Source organism: Bradyrhizobium sp. CER78, from assembly GCF_029846235.1.
In the GTDB taxonomy this organism is placed as follows: Bacteria; Pseudomonadota; Alphaproteobacteria; order Rhizobiales; family Xanthobacteraceae; genus Bradyrhizobium.
In genome coordinates, this window is sequence record NZ_JARVWP010000004.1 from 285,623 (window position 1) to 300,890 (window position 15,268).

At 65.6% G+C, this 15,268-nt stretch carries 17 protein-coding genes; 6 read left to right on the forward strand and 11 right to left on the reverse strand.

Annotated elements, in window-relative coordinates; genetic code table 11:
- The first annotated feature begins 72 nt into the window (after window positions 1-72).
- The gene (locus QDT69_RS10190; protein ID WP_279706445.1) at window positions 73-846 is read left to right on the forward strand and encodes a helix-turn-helix transcriptional regulator; all 774 of its coding nucleotides are present in this window, start codon (window positions 73-75) and stop codon (window positions 844-846) included.
- A 17-nt stretch (window positions 847-863) separates the two neighbouring features.
- Here the strand turns inward: QDT69_RS10190 and gcvA are convergent, their stop codons facing one another.
- Complete coding sequence (gene gcvA / locus QDT69_RS10195) at window positions 864-1,766, reverse strand: transcriptional regulator GcvA (RefSeq protein WP_279706447.1); 903 nt, start codon at window positions 1,764-1,766, stop codon at window positions 864-866.
- Window positions 1,767-1,971: 205 nt separating this feature from the next.
- Here gcvA and QDT69_RS10200 point away from each other — a divergent pair, with 205 nt between their 5' ends.
- The 4 genes from QDT69_RS10200 (at window position 1,972) to QDT69_RS10215 (ending at window position 5,335) form a co-directional block, all read left to right on the forward strand.
- The gene (locus tag QDT69_RS10200; RefSeq protein WP_279706448.1) at window positions 1,972-2,478 is read left to right on the forward strand and encodes a PaaI family thioesterase; all 507 of its coding nucleotides are present in this window, start codon (window positions 1,972-1,974) and stop codon (window positions 2,476-2,478) included.
- Complete coding sequence (locus QDT69_RS10205; RefSeq protein ID WP_279706449.1) at window positions 2,475-3,737, forward strand: MFS transporter; 1,263 nt, start codon at window positions 2,475-2,477, stop codon at window positions 3,735-3,737. Before QDT69_RS10200 ends, QDT69_RS10205 begins: the two co-directional genes overlap by 4 nt.
- 16 nt (window positions 3,738-3,753) lie before the next feature.
- Complete coding sequence (locus QDT69_RS10210; protein WP_279706450.1) at window positions 3,754-4,482, forward strand: helix-turn-helix domain-containing protein; 729 nt, start codon at window positions 3,754-3,756, stop codon at window positions 4,480-4,482.
- A gap of 73 nt (window positions 4,483-4,555) precedes the next feature.
- Complete coding sequence (locus tag QDT69_RS10215; RefSeq protein WP_279706451.1) at window positions 4,556-5,335, forward strand: sulfite exporter TauE/SafE family protein; 780 nt, start codon at window positions 4,556-4,558, stop codon at window positions 5,333-5,335.
- Window positions 5,336-5,438: 103 nt separating this feature from the next.
- Here QDT69_RS10215 and QDT69_RS10220 read toward each other — a convergent pair whose 3' ends face one another.
- The 8 genes from QDT69_RS10220 to gatC all read right to left on the reverse strand — a co-directional run bounded on the left by QDT69_RS10220 (window position 5,439) and on the right by gatC (window position 12,610).
- Complete coding sequence (locus QDT69_RS10220) at window positions 5,439-5,705, reverse strand: hypothetical protein (protein WP_021078341.1); 267 nt, start codon at window positions 5,703-5,705, stop codon at window positions 5,439-5,441.
- A gap of 1,022 nt (window positions 5,706-6,727) precedes the next feature.
- Complete coding sequence (locus QDT69_RS10225) at window positions 6,728-7,042, reverse strand: hypothetical protein (protein ID WP_279706452.1); 315 nt, start codon at window positions 7,040-7,042, stop codon at window positions 6,728-6,730.
- 128 nt (window positions 7,043-7,170) lie between these two features.
- Window positions 7,171-8,658, reverse strand: coding sequence for an Asp-tRNA(Asn)/Glu-tRNA(Gln) amidotransferase subunit GatB (gatB, locus tag QDT69_RS10230; RefSeq protein WP_279706453.1), 1,488 nt, complete (start codon window positions 8,656-8,658; stop codon window positions 7,171-7,173).
- Window positions 8,659-8,786: 128 nt separating this feature from the next.
- Window positions 8,787-10,148 carry a patatin-like phospholipase family protein gene (locus tag QDT69_RS10235; protein WP_279706680.1) on the reverse strand — a complete coding sequence of 454 codons (1,362 nt, stop codon included), beginning with the start codon at window positions 10,146-10,148 and terminating at the stop codon, window positions 8,787-8,789.
- Window positions 10,149-10,312: 164 nt separating this feature from the next.
- Complete coding sequence (locus tag QDT69_RS10240) at window positions 10,313-10,594, reverse strand: hypothetical protein (RefSeq protein ID WP_279706454.1); 282 nt, start codon at window positions 10,592-10,594, stop codon at window positions 10,313-10,315.
- Window positions 10,595-10,597: 3 nt separating this feature from the next.
- Window positions 10,598-12,073, reverse strand: coding sequence for an Asp-tRNA(Asn)/Glu-tRNA(Gln) amidotransferase subunit GatA (gatA, locus tag QDT69_RS10245; protein WP_279706455.1), 1,476 nt, complete (start codon window positions 12,071-12,073; stop codon window positions 10,598-10,600).
- Window positions 12,070-12,300 carry a hypothetical protein gene (locus QDT69_RS10250; RefSeq protein ID WP_279706456.1) on the reverse strand — a complete coding sequence of 77 codons (231 nt, stop codon included), beginning with the start codon at window positions 12,298-12,300 and terminating at the stop codon, window positions 12,070-12,072. The genes gatA and QDT69_RS10250 overlap by 4 nt, the downstream gene beginning before the upstream one ends.
- Window positions 12,301-12,322: 22 nt before the next feature.
- Window positions 12,323-12,610, reverse strand: a complete 288-nt coding sequence (gene gatC, locus QDT69_RS10255; RefSeq protein ID WP_279706457.1) for an Asp-tRNA(Asn)/Glu-tRNA(Gln) amidotransferase subunit GatC — start codon at window positions 12,608-12,610, stop codon at window positions 12,323-12,325.
- 359 nt (window positions 12,611-12,969) lie between these two features.
- Between gatC and QDT69_RS10260 the strand changes: the two genes are divergently transcribed.
- Window positions 12,970-13,146 (forward strand): hypothetical protein, encoded by a 177-nt coding sequence (locus QDT69_RS10260; RefSeq protein WP_279706458.1) that lies wholly within the window; start codon window positions 12,970-12,972, stop codon window positions 13,144-13,146.
- Here the strand turns inward: QDT69_RS10260 and QDT69_RS10265 are convergent.
- Together QDT69_RS10265 and QDT69_RS10270 are read right to left on the reverse strand one after the other, a co-directional pair.
- On the reverse strand, window positions 13,137-14,216 hold the full coding sequence (locus QDT69_RS10265) for a nitronate monooxygenase family protein (RefSeq protein WP_279706459.1): 1,080 nt from the start codon (window positions 14,214-14,216) through the stop codon (window positions 13,137-13,139). The two genes, QDT69_RS10260 and QDT69_RS10265, sit on opposite strands and share 10 nt — an antisense overlap.
- 18 nt (window positions 14,217-14,234) lie before the next feature.
- Window positions 14,235-15,215: a nitronate monooxygenase gene (locus tag QDT69_RS10270; RefSeq protein ID WP_279706460.1), complete on the reverse strand. Its 981-nt coding sequence runs from the start codon at window positions 15,213-15,215 to the stop codon at window positions 14,235-14,237.
- Window positions 15,216-15,268: the final 53 nt, after the last annotated feature.

Sequence of the window (15,268 nt, forward strand, 5' to 3'; positions counted from 1 at the left end):
ACTACCTGTCGCGTCAGCGTCCGTCTCACGCTAGAATGACCTCACCTAGCGAGATTGGGACATCCAAGAGACGTGTTGGACGAGCTGATCACACGGCACCTCGACTATCACGCCACGGCGCGGCCGATGGCGGCGATGGAGATCGACTATCCGAGCGGCGCGTCGACCGGCCTGCATGCGCATCCGCGCGGCCAGCTGCTGTACGCGATCGAGGGCGTGATGATCGTGCGCTGCGTCGAGGGCACCTGGGTGGTGCCTCCCAATCGCGCGGTGTGGCTGGTCGCCGGACTTGAGCACGAGGTCCGCATGTGCGGCGCGGTCAAGATCCGAACCGTGTTCGTCGATCCCGCCGCGGCACCCAATCTGCCGCGGACAAGCTGCGTGTTCACGGTCTCGCCGCTGCTGCGCGAGTTGTTCGTCGCCGCGATGCGCGTGCCGCTGGACTATGCGCCCGGCACCTCAGACGAACGCCTGATGCGCGTGCTGCTCGACCAGCTGCGCGAAGTCGACGTGCTGCCGCTGCACCTGCCGATGCCGCACGACCAACGGCTCGCACGGATCTGCGCGGCGCTGCTGGCCCGCCCGGATGACGCCTCGACCGCCGAGCAGTGGGCGCGCCGGCTGAAGCTGACGTCGAAGACGATCCACCGCCTGTTCACCAGGGAAACCGGCATGACGTTCGGCGAGTGGCGTCAGCAGGCACGCCTGCTGTTCGCGCTCGAACGGCTCGCGCGCGGCGCGCGGGTGGTCGATGTCGCGCTCGATGCCGGCTATGCCAGCCAGAGCGCCTTCACGGCGATGTTCCGCAAGCATTTTGGCGTGCCGCCCAACGCGTTCTACCGATAGACGGTCACCGCGGCGGACTAACGCTCCGCAGGCTGAGACTGCGCCGCCGGCCCCAGGATCCATTCCCTGAACGCTGCGATCTTCGGAAGCCCCTGTCTGTTGTCGGGGCAGACGAGATAATACGCGAACTCCTCCAGATGCGCGGTCTCGAGCAGCTGGATCAGCTCGCCGTTCGCGATCTCGTTTGCGACCATCGCCGCCGGCAGCAGGCCCGCGCCCTGCCCGGTCAGCACAGCCTTCAGCAGCAGGCCGCTGTCGTCGAACGACGGACCGCGCGGCGCGCGAACCTCCGCGATGCCGTTGGCCTGAAACCACAGGCTCCAGCCCTTGCGATCGGCGTCATGCACCTGCGGCCAGCCTGCGAGTTCGCCGGGAGATGCCGGCCGCCCGAGACGCGCGACCAGCGACGGCGATGCGACCGCCACCATCTCGACCGTGACGACACGGTCGCTGCGCAGCCCCGGATAACGGCCAAGGCCATGGCGCACCGCGACGTCGATTCCGCTGCGCGAGAAATCGACCAGCGTGTTGCTGGTGACGATCTGCAGATCGATCTCCGGATGCGTGCTCTGAAACGACGCCATGCGCGGCACCAGCCAGGCCGATGCAAAGAACGGCGTGACGCTCACCGTCAGCGTGCCGACATCGACAGATGCAGCGACGCGGCGCGACGCCTCCGCGATCTGCCGAAACGCATTGCGGATCGACGGCAGATAGTCGCGTCCGGCGTCGGTGAGATAGATGCCGCGCGGCACCCGCTCGAATAGCTTGACGCCGAGATGGGCCTCCAGCGTCTTGAGCATCTGGCTGACCGCGCCCGGCGTCACGTACAGCTCCTCGGCCGCGAGCTTCACCGAAAGATGGCGGGCGGCGGATTCGAACGCCTTGAGCGCGTTCAGGGGCGGAAGCCTGCTTTCCATGATTTAGATTTTCTAATCCTTACTGCGCAGCAAATCTGGTTTGCCAAGCCAGTTATCTGAGCGCTCTATCAGCCTATCTTAATGCTGGTAGCCGCGTCAACGCAGAGAAAGCCGAACCAAGAAGATTAGATTATCTAATCTTTATCTCCAGCGCTGCGGGCGGCTTTCGGCTCCTTGATGAAGCCAGGACTGATGGAACCAAGACATGATTGAGGCCACACATAGACTCGCTCTGCACGAGGTCGGTGCGGACGGGCATCCCAGCCAACTCGTCGATCGCATCAACGCATCGCAAGCCGGCAGCCTGCCCGGCCTGCTCGACTTTCAATGGCTCGAAGCCGGACGCGGCCACGTCAGCGGTCGCTTCGAGATCGCCGCGAAGCACTTCTCGCCGCACGGGCTGTTGCACGGCGCCAGCATCGTCGCCCTGGCGGACACCGCATGCGGGTTCGGCTGTCTCGCCTCCTTGCCGGACGGCGCCATCGGCTTCGCGACCGGCGAACTGAAGACGAATTTCATCGGCGCCGCGCGCGAAGGCGGCGTGAGCTGCGCGGCGCGCCTCGTGCACGCCGGGCGCACCACCCAGGTGTGGGACGCGGAGATCAAGAGCGAGGTGACGGGCAAGACCATCGCGCTGTTTCGCTGCACGCAGATGCTGCTTTACCCGCCGGCCAAGGCTGGCGGTCGCGCGACACAGGGAGAACGAACATGAGGGACACCGTCATGCACGCCGGTTATCAGAGAGCAAAGCCGTTCTACGGCTGGGTCGTCGTCGCTGCGGCGTTCATCGTGACCTTCATCGGCTTCGGCAGCGCCTACACCTTCTCGTCCTTTGTCGAGTCCTTGCAGCGCGAGTTCGGCGCCTCGCGCGGCTCGGTCTCGCTGGTATTCTCCTTTGCGGGCTTCCTGTATTTCGGTCTCGGCATCGTCTCCGGCCCGCTTGCCGATCGCTGGGGCGCGCGCAGACTAGCGGCCATTGGAATGGCGCTGGTCGGTCTCGGCATGGTGCTGGCGGGACAGGCGCAGACCATCCTTCAGGTCTATGCCGCCTACAGCATCGGGATCGGCGCCGGCGTCGGCTGCGCCTATGTCCCGACGCTCGGCGCCGTGCAGCGCTGGTTCGTGCGGCGGCGTGGTTTTGCGTCGGGCCTCGCGGTCAGCGGAATCGGCGTGGGGACGCTGGTGATGCCGCCGCTCGCGACTTGGCTGATCACGAGCCTCGGCTGGCGCGATGCCTACGTGGTGCTTGGCGTCGTTGCTGTCGCCGCCGGGATTGGCGCATCGCTGCTGATCGCCGACGACCCGCGCCGCTACGGCACCGGACCGGACGGCGATCCGCTGGAGGCAGTCTCCAGCGCGCCACTCCGCCAGGGCGTCTCGATCCGCGGCGCGGTCAGGACCGCCCGCTTCGCCGGGCTCTATGCGGCCTGCCTGATCAGCGCATTCGGGGTGTTCGTGCCGTTCGTGCATCTGGTGCCGTTTGCGGTCGATCATCAGGTCGCGCCGACGCTTGCCGTGTTGCTGCTCGGGATGATCGGTGTCGGCAGCACCGCCGGCCGCTTCTTCCTCGGCGGCATCGCCGACCGCGTCGGCCGCGACGCATTCCTGATCGCGATGTATCTCGGCATGGCGGTCTCGCTGGCGATCTGGGCGATCGCCGGCAGCTTCTGGTCGCTTGCGGTGTTCGCGCTGCTGTTCGGTGTGTTCTATGGCGGCTGGGTGGCGATCCTGCCCGCCGTGGTCACCGACCATTTCGGCGGCCGCAATGTCGGCGGCATCATCGGCATCCTCTACACCAGCGTTGCGTTCGGTACGCTGCTGGGTCCGAGCGCCGCAGGCTTCGCCTACGACGTCAGCCACAGCTACTTAATTCCGGTGGCAATCAGCGCAGCCGCCAACGTTGTCGCCGCCCTGATCGCTGTCGCGACGATACGAACGGCTTCGCCGATCGCCTCGGTCGCGCGGCCATGACGCCTCATGACGGTCGGTGACGTCAGTGCTACGCTTCGCCATGACCAATGGCTGGACTTATCGGCGAGCCGACCATGACGACATCGTCGAGCTGGCATCGTGGCGCGGAGCCGGCTCGCTCGGCCTCAGGCCGCATTTCCATGACGAAAGCCAGCTCGTGCTGGTGCTGTCGGGGTCGCGTAGCTTTCGCATCGATAGCGAGACCATCACCGTGCCTGCCGGCCATGCCGCGCTGATCCCGGCGGGGATGATGCATGCGCCGATGCCGACGCCGGACGAGGAGACGGTTTGCCTGAACGCCTACGTTTCGGCGAGCCGCGCCTGCTCGTCGCTCCGGGTCGTCAGCTTCGGGGCTCGCTGGCAGCGCGTCGGCGAGATCTCGCCCGAGCACATCCTCGAGATCGCGGACGACATCCTGTCGCGCGCGCCGTCTGCTTCGATCGGGCGCTCCGGCCGGTCCAAGCTCGGCGCCGCCCTGACGGAGAGCCTCGCGCCGATCGGCGCAGTTGCCGCAGGCTTCGGGCGAAGCCGGGAAGGGTTCAGCCGCATGGTGAGCCGCGAGCTCGGCGTCGCGCCGCATGCGTTCCGCCTGCTCGCCCGGCTCAACCTTGCGCGGCAGTTGCTGCGCGCCGGCGAGCCGATCGCAGCCGTAGCAGTCGACGCGGGCTTCTCCGACCAAAGCCACCTCACCCGGCTGTTCCGCCGCACCTTCGGCACGACGCCGGGCGTCTATTGGCGCGACTGAGGCGACGTCACAGACGTTCCAGACGGACCGCGGCTCCGCCCGCTAGCCTGCTCACCCTCGAATCGGGTGACGCATGGATATCCAGACAAGTCTTCTGCTGCTCGCCGCCGGTATCGCGGGAGGCATCATCAATGCCCTGGCGGGCGGCGCGACGCTGATCACGTTTCCGGCGATGCTCGCGGCAGGCTTGCCCGCCGTCTCCGCCAACGCGTCGAATGCGGTGGCGATCTCGCCGGGGCATCTGATCGCAGCGCTCGCCGATCGCGGCAAGTTGCCGCCGCCGACGCGGCGTACGATCAGCTTCGTCCTGGTCTCGACGCTCGGCGGCGCGATCGGCGCCGGCGTCCTACTGCTACTTCCCGAGCGGCTGTTCGTCCTGCCTGTGCCGGCTCTGATCGGCTTCGCGACGCTGTTGTTTGCCTTCGCGCCGCAGATCCAGACACCGCAAGCCAAGACCTGGACCATCGGGCAGCAGAAGACCGCGGCTTTGCCGTCGACCGCTGCAAGCGCCGCCGTCCTCGGACTGGCGTGTGTCTATGGAGGGTTCTTCGGCGCCGGTCTTGGCGTCATCCTGACCGCGGTGCTGTCGGTCACCGAGCCCAACGACATCAGGGCGATCAAGGCGTTGAAGAACCTGCTCGCGACCTGCGTGTCGCTCGCCGCCACACTGATCTTCATCGTGCAGGAAGCGGTGCGTTGGCCGGAGACCTTGGCGATGCTGCTCGGCGCCATGGCCGGCGGCTATGCGGGAGGTCACCTGATCCGGGTTCTTCCCGCGCCCGTGGTCCGCCAATTCGTCATTGTGGCCGGAGCGGTGATGACCGTGATCTACGCCGCGCGATACTGGTTCTAGATGGAGCGAGGGAGCCGAGGCTCCCGGCTCGATAGCTGTTGGGCTGGAGGTTTTCGAGCGAAGCGGATACCGGTTCGCGCGAAGAAACCGCGCCAAACGAAACCTAATGCGTCGTCATCCAGGCGCGGGCTTCGCGCTGGGCAGCCGCGATCTCGACGTCGGACATCTGCTCGGCGACTTCGCGGCGGTGCGCGATCGCGTCGGTACGTCCCTTGAGCGCCGCCAGGTTGAACCATTTGTGCGCCGCGACGAGGTTGACCACGCCCGACCGGCCGCTTGCCCAATACATGCCGCGCTCGAACAGCACATCCTGGATTGCGGTCGCAGCAACCGGGACAGCGCTTTCCTGATCGATGACCCCCTGAAACATTGTCGTCATTCCCCTTTTTGTTGTTGGCCGCCCTCCCCCGAGCGCGGCCCCCGTCCACTGTTGAACTACCCTGTTATTCGCTCGCCGTTTGCCGGCTTGTTGGGATGATCATGGCCCATCAAATTTGAAGAGCGGTTTAAGTATCGCGATGAACGGGATGTAAACCGGCGCCGCCGGGGGCGCGGCGCGAAATCGCAGAAGTGCCTGTGCCGCAGGCACTTCCTTGCATTCGTGAACGCCGGTTTACCCTGGTATTTCGGACAACGATAACCATCGCGGACAATGGCCGCGCCTGCCGGCCGGCCCGCGCCGGCGATCAGTCTCGAAATTGACGGAGGGGTGCGAGGCCCGGCGGACGATCCGCGGACGGCGCGCGCACAAAAGCAACGCGAGGCCGTCAGGCCCAACGTCGATCCAGAACTGGGATGTTGGAAAGTGGCGCCGGGCGCGGACTGCGCGGGCCGCCGGAACGAGGGGGTCGGCGAACACGTCAGGACCAGATTTCAACTCGGCATTCTCGCCGGTGAAATTGCGGAACCAAGCGGGTCCCGCACCGAACGAAGAAATCTCTGTTTCTTCTGCCGGACCGGTTTTGGGAAGGTCACCCTCTCCGAAATTCGATCCAGCCGTTTGACCTGATGTCTCGCCGACACCCTCTTTCGTCAACCAGAGCCTTGGGGTGGGATGTGCCTCTCAGCAGTCCGTCCGCTGGCTCTCGCGACGTGCCGGCGTCAAGCCGCCGGCAATCCTCTCAAGGCGAGAGGCTTACTTCTTCTTGGCGACCTTGCGGGTCTTCTTCGCAGTCTTCTTCACTGCGCTCTTCGCCTTCTTCGCCTTCTTCGCCTTCTTTGCCTTCTTAGCCATGTTGCCCTCCAGTATGTGAGATGGCTCTTACTTCGCTGCGTGCACTCGGGAATCGATATGCACTACTTCCCGAATACACCAACAGACCGAAAAAAACAGTGTCCCGCTTAAGGAAGTGTTGACGCAGCGATGGCAGTGCGCACAGCGCGCGCCGCCGATCAAATCGACGATGCATTCGCGCGACGATGCAAGAAGTGCAACGGCTGCCGACATCGGCATTTGTCAACGTTGCAGGAAATGCCTTGTATTGTAGCCTTTTCTTGAATTCGCATTAAAGCGATCGACGCGCGATCGTCGTTGCGCTGAGTCGCGCGCGACGACGAAAAGCGGCGCGTCGCCGACGCCGAGTCGTAGTTTTTGGCAACGAAAAAATTTTCGTGGGAAAGACCGCTTTTGCCTCGTTTGCGGTCATCCGAGCCGGTTTCGCGAACGAATCGCAGTTCCGGCGATTCGGCGCCGAGAGGCATCGTCATGCCCGTCGAGGGAGGGTGTGAGGCAGGATCACGCCGCGTTCACGCGCGCGCGACGACGCCAAAGGTGATCGCGCGGGAGCATGATCCGGTTGGATCATGCTCCAAGGACAACATCATTGTCCTGTTCGTCAGATGCCGAGCTTCGACTTCAGGAGATCGTTGACCGCTTGCGGGTTCGCCTTGCCGCCCGACGACTTCATCACCTGACCGACGAACCAGCCGACCAGTTGCGGCTTCGCCTTGGCCTGCTCGACCTTGTCGGGGTTGGCAGCGATGATGTCGTCGACCACCTTCTCGATCGCGCCGAGGTCGGTGACCTGCTTCATGCCGCGCGTCTCGACGAGCGCGCGCGGATCGCCGCCTTCCTGCCAGACGATCTCGAACAAGTCCTTGGCGATCTTGCCGGAAATCGTTCCCTCGCCGATCAGATCGACGATCGCGGCGAGCTGCTGCGCCGACACCGGCGATGCAGCGATCGCAACGCTCTCCTTGTTCAGCCGGCCGAACAGCTCGTTGATCACCCAGTTGGCGGCGAGCTTGCCGTCGCGCGCCTTGTCGGCGAGGCCTGACAGCACCGTCTCGTAGAATTCGGCGCTCTCGCGCTCGGCGACCAGCACGCTCGCATCATAGGGTGACAGGCCAAAGCCCGTAATAAAACGGGACCGCTTCTGATCGGGCAGCTCCGGCAGCTGCGCCTTGAGGCCGTCGACGAAGGCCTGGCTGAACTCGAGCGGCAGGAGATCGGGATCCGGGAAGTAACGGTAGTCGTGCGCCTCTTCCTTGGAGCGCATCGAACGGGTCTCGCCCTTGTTCGGATCGAACAGCCGGGTCTCCTGGTCGATGGTGCCGCCGTCCTCGATGATCTCGATCTGACGCCGCGCCTCGTACTCGATCGCCTGGCCGATGAAGTTGACCGAGTTCATGTTCTTGATTTCACAGCGGGTGCCGAACGCGGTCTCGCCGTAGCGGCGCACCGAGACGTTGACGTCGGCGCGCAGATTGCCCTTCTCCATGTCGCCATCGCAGGTGCCGAGGTAGCGCAGGATCGAGCGCAGCTTGGTGACGTAGGCCTTGGCCTGCTCAGCATCGCGGATGTCGGGCTTGGAGACGATCTCCATCAGCGCGACACCGCAGCGGTTGAGGTCGACATAGGACATCGTCGGCGACTGATCGTGCAGCAGCTTGCCGGCGTCCTGTTCCAGATGCAGCCGCTCGATCCCGATCGTGACGCTGCGGCCGCCGTCGAGCTCGAGCGACACCTCGCCCTCGCCCACGATCGGCGACTTGTACTGGCTGATCTGGTAGCCCTGCGGCGAGTCCGGATAGAAATAGTTCTTGCGGTCGAACACCGAGCGCAGGTTGATCTTCGCATTCAGTCCGAGGCCGGTGAGCACCGCCTGGCGGACGCACTCCTCGTTGATGACGGGCAGCATGCCCGGCATCGCGGCATCGACCAGCGAGACATGGGAGTTGGGCTCGCCTCCGAACGCGGTCGACGCGCCGGAGAACAGCTTGGAGTTCGAGGTGACCTGGGCATGGACCTCCATGCCGATCACGACCTCCCAATCGCCGGTGGCGCTCTTGATCAGTCTATGCGGGGCGGCAGATGCGGTCATGGATCTCGGTTTCCGGACAAGTGATATCTGGGATGGATTGGGCTTCGCGCAACCGACCGCGCCAGTCAAGCCGCCTTGCTGTCCCCTTGCCGCCCCTTGCGGCCTGTAGCGGCGCATTGAGGCGCGGATCAGAGCCCGCGCCGGAACTGCTGGTAGGCCTTGCTCGAGCGCAGCGCGTCCGCGCCGCCCGCAATCAGCTGATCGACCTGCTCGGGCGGCAGCGACAGCCGCGTCGGGATGGCGTTCAGGATACCGGCGCGGTCCGGTCCCAGCCGGTCGAAGCGGAGCCGCTCGACATAGATCGCGACGTCGCCGCACTTCCAGCCGGCGCCGACGCCAAGCCGGCTCCGATCCGCCGCCGACAGGCCGCAGCGCCAGCGCTTCAGCTTGCCGGACCAGTCGCTGGCGAGCGACGTGAAGGCGGCGTAGCTCGAACGCACGCTGGCATCGATTGCGGTGTCGGCGGCCGCGGACACCAGCTCGACGCCGTTCGGTCCTTCGAGCGTCTGCACAAAGTCGCCGGAGACGCCGCGGCCGGCATCGACCACCAGGAACAGGATGCGCTTCAGCTTGGCCGCCTGCCGCTCGTCGAGCGGCTCGTAAGGACGCTGCGCGGCGAGCAGACCGATGCTGAGCGCCGACAGTCCGTAATTGTCGACCAGCCCGCCATCGAGCAGCTTGACGTAGCGCATCGAGCCGTCGCGGTAGCGCGCCTGGGCCTCGGCGTAGGAGCGCAGCAAAGGTTGCGCGTTCGGATCGTTGCGCATCCGATCGTACCAGGGCGGCAGCGGCGCGGCGCAGCCGCCGGGATAGGTCTGCAGCACGATCGGCGCAAATGCCAGCGGCACCGCGGCCGACGCCGCCACCGCTTCAGCGACGCGATAGGAGCGGATATCGCTGCACAGCGCGTCGAAAGAGGTCTTGCCGAACACGAACGGCGTACGGTTGTAGATGTCGGAGGCGTTGATCCACACCCGCGGCCGGCGGTCGTCGGGCAATGCCTCGAACCGCGCGCCGTCGAACAGATTCTGGTCGAGCCAGTCGGTGAACTGGCTGTCGTTGACGCCGCCGCCCAGCGCGCGCCCGATATTGCCGAGCGAGATCCTGGTCTTCAGTCCCTCCTCGGCATTGCGCAGCAGGAATCGTTCGCGGAAATCGGCAAGCGCCGCGCGCCGCTTCAATCCAAAATAAGCGGCGGTGACCGATCCGCCGGAGACGCCGGAGACGAAATCGACGCGATCGAGCAGCGTCCTGCTGCCGGCGGCGCTGGAGTGCACCCGGTCGAGCTCTTCAAGCACGCCGAACGAAAACGCCGCCGCGCGCGTGCCGCCGCCGGAGAACGACAGCGCGAGCAACAGATCATCTTCATAAGTCGGATAGTCGCGGGCGCTGCTGTTGTCGGCGAGCGCGGCACCGAGCGGCACGTTGCCGGGCAGATTGTACACGGAGGCGCAGCCAGCAAGGCCCGCTCCCACCACGGCCACCAGCAGCGCTGACAGCCATCCCCCTATGCCCGACCCACGCACGAATACTCTCTTTGCCACTGGCCCCCGCCCGGTTCCACCAGCCTATCACGGTCAATCTGGGCGGCGGCATGGCGGCCGAAACACGGTTAATGCTCGCGGTGTCAAGACACCAGCAGCTGCGCGGTAGTTCAAGCTGAAAGTGCGGACACAATCCGCTCCCACTCGGCCTCGAGCGTGTCCTTTGCGACCGGCTGTCCGGCCCGGCGATACCAGTAGCCGGCATTGCCGAGGTCGCCCTCGACGCGATGCAGATGGGCGTGCACCCAGGCAGAGTTGGCGTCGCTCTCGTCTTGCACGATGCGGTGCGCCTGGTCCCAATCGCCCTTCTTTGCCCACCACAATGCGGCGAGCGGCGGCGATAGCGCCGCATCGGGCGCTGCGTCAGCGAGAGTGGCGCGGAAGTCCGCCATCGCTCACCACCATTTGGGCGCCGTGAAGCGGCCGGCCGCCTGCTCGATCACCTCGCCGAGCGAGAACAGCGTATCCTCGTCGAACGGACGGCCGATCAGTTGCAGGCCGAGCGGCAGGCCCTGAGTATCCTTGCCCGCGGGCACCGCGATGCCCGGCAGGCCCGCCATGTTCACGGTCACCGTGAAGATGTCGTTGAGATACATCTCGACCGGATCGGCGCCGCCCTTCTCGCCGATGCCGAACGCCGCCGACGGCGTCGCCGGGGTCAGGATCGCATTCACGCCCTTGGCGAAGCAGTCTTCGAAATCCTTCTTGATCAGCGTCCGCACCTTCTGCGCACGCAGATAATAGGCATCGTAATAGCCGGCCGAGAGCACATAGGTGCCGATCAGCACGCGGCGGCGCACCTCGTCGCCAAAGCCATCGGCGCGGGTGTTCTCGTACATCTCGATGATGCTCTTGCCCGGGTCGCGCAGCCCGTAGCGCACACCATCATAGCGCGCGAGGTTCGACGAAGCCTCCGCCGGCGCCACGATGTAATAGGCCGGCAGCGCGTATTTGGTGTGCGGCAGCGACACCTCGACGAGCTCGGCGCCAGCGGCCTTCAGCCACTGCGCGCCCTCGCTCCAGAGCTTTTCGATCTCGGCCGGCATGCCGTCGAGCCGATACTCTTTGGGAATACCAATCTTCATGCCCTTCACGGACTTGCCGATCGCGGCCTCGTAGTCCGGCACCGCGATGTCGACCGACGTGGTGTCCTTTGGGTCGTGACCGGCCATCGAGCGCATCAGGATCGCGGCATCGCGCGTGGTGCGCGCGATCGGGCCGGCCTGGTCGAGCGAAGATGCGAACGCCACGATGCCCCAGCGCGAGCAGCGGCCATAGGTCGGCTTGATGCCGACGGTCGCGGTGAACGCGGCCGGTTGGCGGATCGAGCCGCCGGTGTCGGTCGCAGTCGCGCCCATGCAGAGCAGCGCCGCCACCGCCGAGGCCGAGCCGCCCGATGAGCCGCCCGGCACCAGCGTGGTGTTGGAGCCCTCGCGGCGCCACGGGTTGGTGACCGGACCGAAGCACGAGGTCTCGTTCGATGAGCCCATCGCGAACTCGTCATTGTTGAGCTTGCCGAGCAGCACGGCGCCGTCACGCCAGAGCTGCGAGGTCACCGTCGACTCGTAGGGCGGGATGAAATTGCCGAGGATCTTCGAGCACGCCGTGGTCCTGATATCGCGGGTCGCGAACAGATCCTTGATGCCGAGCGGAATGCCTGCCAGCGGTCCGCCCTCACCCTTTGCAATTTTCTCGTCGGCGACCCTGGCCATCTCGCGCGCCCTGTCGGGCGTCTCGAGTACATAGGCATTGAGCACGCGCGCGGCTTCGATGGCGGCGAGATGCGCGTCAGTCAGTTCGCGGGCGGTGAAAGACTTGCTCGCCAGGCCCTCGCGGGCCTCGGCGATCGTCAGCGATGTCAAATCGGTCATTTATTGATCGGGCTGCAGAAGAACGGAGACAAGGTTTTGTCGTTGGCGGGGTCGTCTTGGCGCGCTTTGGCATTTTCCTTGGCGCGGGCGGCATCGAGCGCCTCGAGATGGTCGAGCACGGCGTCCATCGCCGCGTTGGGATCGGCGACCTTCCCCTTGCGCTCCATCGCATCGAGGAAGTCCATATAGGCCTTGTAGGCCTTCTCATCGTCGCAGAGCAGACACATTGGACTTATCCGATCGGGCTCTTTACTCGACCACCTTCGGCACCAGGAAGAAGTCGTTCACGGTGTCGGGCGCATTGCGGACGATGATTTCGGCGATCTCGCCGTCATTGACCACATCGGCGCGCTTCTTCATCTCCATCGGCGTCACCGAGGTCATCGGCTCGACGCCGTCGATATTCACCTCCGACAACTGCTCGACAAAGGCCAGCATCGCGTTCAGCTCGCCCTGGAGATGGGGAACTTCGGCGTCGCTGACCGCGATCCGCGCCAGATGCGCGATGCGGCGGACAGTCGTGGCATCTACGGACATTATATAGGGCCTCGGGTGGTCAGGCTGAAAGGTCAGCCTGCCGTATAGCAGAGGCCGGTTTTGCGCCGCAACCGCGGCCCCGGGGGCTTAACCGACCCCGCCGGCCCCCGGCGAGACATTCCGGGCGCTCATTGAGGGCTGCAAAACCCCACGACGAAACCACTTCCTGCCCGCCACGAAGTGGTCCGGAAACATTGCCGGCGCCTACTGTCTCCAAACAGAAAAGTTCGGAGCGCGTCATGTCAATGCTCGAAAGCCGCCCCCGGTCGGAGGGCTGGGACCCCGCCTTGTGGTCGATCGGCACAGTGCTGGGGATTGCGATCCTTTACGTGGCCTGCCTGGTCTGAGCGAGGCAAGCCATGGCCATCTCCCAGGCAAAGGCTCTGCAGGAAAAGGCCGAGATGTTCGAGCGCCGCGCCGAAAGCGCCGCGGATCCGATCTCCCGCCAGCATTACAAGGAAATGGCGGCGCATTATCGCAGGCTCGCGACCGAGCATCTGGAGATCATCCGGGACGAGCCGGCGCGTCAGGCCTGAGACAGCGCCCCCATCCGCGCCAGCGCCGCGCCGGCGAGTGCGCGGGTCAGCTCCGCGGCCGGCATCTCCTTGCCCATCCGGACCGCCTGGCCAGCCCAAAGATTGGTGAAATCGACCTTGCCCTGCTTTTCGGCAGCCGCCTTCAGGGGTCCGAGGGCGGTCGCCGCATGCGGGAATGCCGGCGCGTCAGGCGAGATCGGGCCGACCTCGCGCATCACGCGATTGGCGACGCCGCGCGCCGGGCGACCCGTCATCACATTGGTGATAACGGTCGATTCATCGCTGGCCTGCGCCAGCGCGATACGGCCCGGTGCGGTCACCTTGGACTCCGGACAGCGCAGATAGGCCGTGCCGATTTGTACGGCTGATGCGCCGAGCGCGAAGGCCGCCGCGATGCCGCGTCCATCGGCGATGCCGCCGGCCGCGACGACCGGTACCTTCACCGCATCCACCACCTGCGGCAGCAGCGAGAATGTGCCCGGCTGCTCGGCAATGGTTTCGGTGAGGAACATGGCGCGATGGCCGCCGGCGTCGGCGCCCTGCGCGATGATGACGTCGGCGCCGTTCTCCTCGAGCCAGATCGCCTCCTTCACGGTCGTCGCCGACGACATCACGATGGCGCCCGCTCCCTTCACCCGCTGCAACAGTTTTGGCTCCGGCAGACCGAAATGGAAGCTGACGACCTCGGGCTTCAGCTCCTCGACCACCGCGCAGAACGCCGCATCGAACGGCGCGCGGTTCGCCGCGCTGATCGGTGCGTTGGGATCGAGGCCATGCTCGTGGTAGTAAGGCGCCAGCCGCTGCCGCCATGACGCCTCGCGCGCCGGATCGGCGTCGACCGCCTTGTGGCAAAAGAAGTTGAGGTTGACCGGCGCGGAGACGCGCTGGCGGATGATGTTGACTTGCTCGCGCGCCTTCTCGGCCGACAGCATCGCGCATGGCAGCGAGCCGAGCCCGCCGCCCTGCGCCACCGCGATCACCAGCTCCGCATCCATCACGCCGGCCATCGGCGCCAGCACGATCGGGAATTCGGTCTTGAAACGATCGATCAATCGACGGTCCGGCCACATGGTGTGCCTCACACTTGTTCAGATCAAAGAGGAAAGAGAGTTGCGCCGGCCCTGCAACGACTGCTCGGCTTCGGCAACGATGCGGCCGACGATTTCGGCCGCGGGAACGATATCATGGATCAGGCCGACGGACTCGCCGGCAAACACTGCGGCAATGTCGAAATTGCCCGCTTCCCGCGCAGCGGCATACTCCACAGCGATCTCGTCTGCGCGCTGCATCAGCTCGATCTCGCGGCCAGACCACCGCCGCAAATGATCGTTGGCAAGCGAGCGCGCGGTGAATGGCGCCGGCCACATCAGCTTGCGCGACCAGTCCATCACCACGCCGCGCACCGTCTCGCCGCTCTTCGTCGCGCGGATCAACTGCTTCGCCTGCTCGGGCGCGCCGGCCTCGACGCTGGCATAGAAACGCGTTCCCATCAGCACGCCGGCGGCGCCGAGCATCATCATCGCAGCCAAGCCGCGGCCATCAGCGATGCCGCCGGCCGCGACGACCGGCACACGCCCTGCCGAAAAATCGATGATCGCCGGTACGATATCGAGCGTGGTGCGCGACGCACCGTGACCGCCCGCCTCAGTCCCCTGCGCAATCAGGATGTCGGCGCCGCAATCGAGCGCCGCTTGCGCCATCTCCTCATTCTGCACCTGGCAGATCAGCAGCGCGCCGGCGGCTTTGATATCAGGCACGAACGGCGCGGGATCGCCGAATGACAGCATCACGGCGCGTGGCCGCGCCTGTAGCGCGATATCCATCAGCTCGGGTTGCTTCGCGAGACTCCAGGTGATGAAGCCGATGCCGAACGGACGGCGAAATCCGCTGAGCGCTGCAGTCTCCGCCTCGAGCCACGCTCTGTCGCCGTAGCCGCCGCCCAGAATGCCGAAGCCGCCCGCCTCGCTCACCGCCTTCACCAGCCGGCTCCCCGTGATCATGGCCATCGGCGCCGCCAGGATCGGATGTTCAATGCCCAGACGCGCCGTCAATTCGGTGCTGATCGGCATGCGCTTGCTCCCTGTTCTGGACTTGCTGTTCTGGACTTGCAGCCTAAGCGGGC

Coding starts and splice junctions, on each gene's coding strand:
- gcvA (WP_279706447.1), bottom strand. CDS start 1,766: ATGGAAAGCAGGCTTCCGCCCCTGAACGCGCTCAAGGCGTTCGAATCC.
- QDT69_RS10200 (WP_279706448.1), top strand. CDS start 1,972: ATGATTGAGGCCACACATAGACTCGCTCTGCACGAGGTCGGTGCGGAC.
- QDT69_RS10205 (WP_279706449.1), top strand. CDS start 2,475: ATGAGGGACACCGTCATGCACGCCGGTTATCAGAGAGCAAAGCCGTTC.
- QDT69_RS10215 (WP_279706451.1), top strand. CDS start 4,556: ATGGATATCCAGACAAGTCTTCTGCTGCTCGCCGCCGGTATCGCGGGA.
- QDT69_RS10220 (WP_021078341.1), bottom strand. CDS start 5,705: ATGTTTCAGGGGGTCATCGATCAGGAAAGCGCTGTCCCGGTTGCTGCG.
- QDT69_RS10225 (WP_279706452.1), bottom strand. CDS start 7,042: ATGACGATGCCTCTCGGCGCCGAATCGCCGGAACTGCGATTCGTTCGC.
- gatB (WP_279706453.1), bottom strand. CDS start 8,658: ATGACCGCATCTGCCGCCCCGCATAGACTGATCAAGAGCGCCACCGGC.
- QDT69_RS10240 (WP_279706454.1), bottom strand. CDS start 10,594: ATGGCGGACTTCCGCGCCACTCTCGCTGACGCAGCGCCCGATGCGGCG.
- gatA (WP_279706455.1), bottom strand. CDS start 12,073: ATGACCGATTTGACATCGCTGACGATCGCCGAGGCCCGCGAGGGCCTG.
- QDT69_RS10250 (WP_279706456.1), bottom strand. CDS start 12,300: ATGTGTCTGCTCTGCGACGATGAGAAGGCCTACAAGGCCTATATGGAC.
- gatC (WP_279706457.1), bottom strand. CDS start 12,610: ATGTCCGTAGATGCCACGACTGTCCGCCGCATCGCGCATCTGGCGCGG.
- QDT69_RS10260 (WP_279706458.1), top strand. CDS start 12,970: ATGGCCATCTCCCAGGCAAAGGCTCTGCAGGAAAAGGCCGAGATGTTC.
- QDT69_RS10265 (WP_279706459.1), bottom strand. CDS start 14,216: ATGTGGCCGGACCGTCGATTGATCGATCGTTTCAAGACCGAATTCCCG.
- QDT69_RS10270 (WP_279706460.1), bottom strand. CDS start 15,215: ATGCCGATCAGCACCGAATTGACGGCGCGTCTGGGCATTGAACATCCG.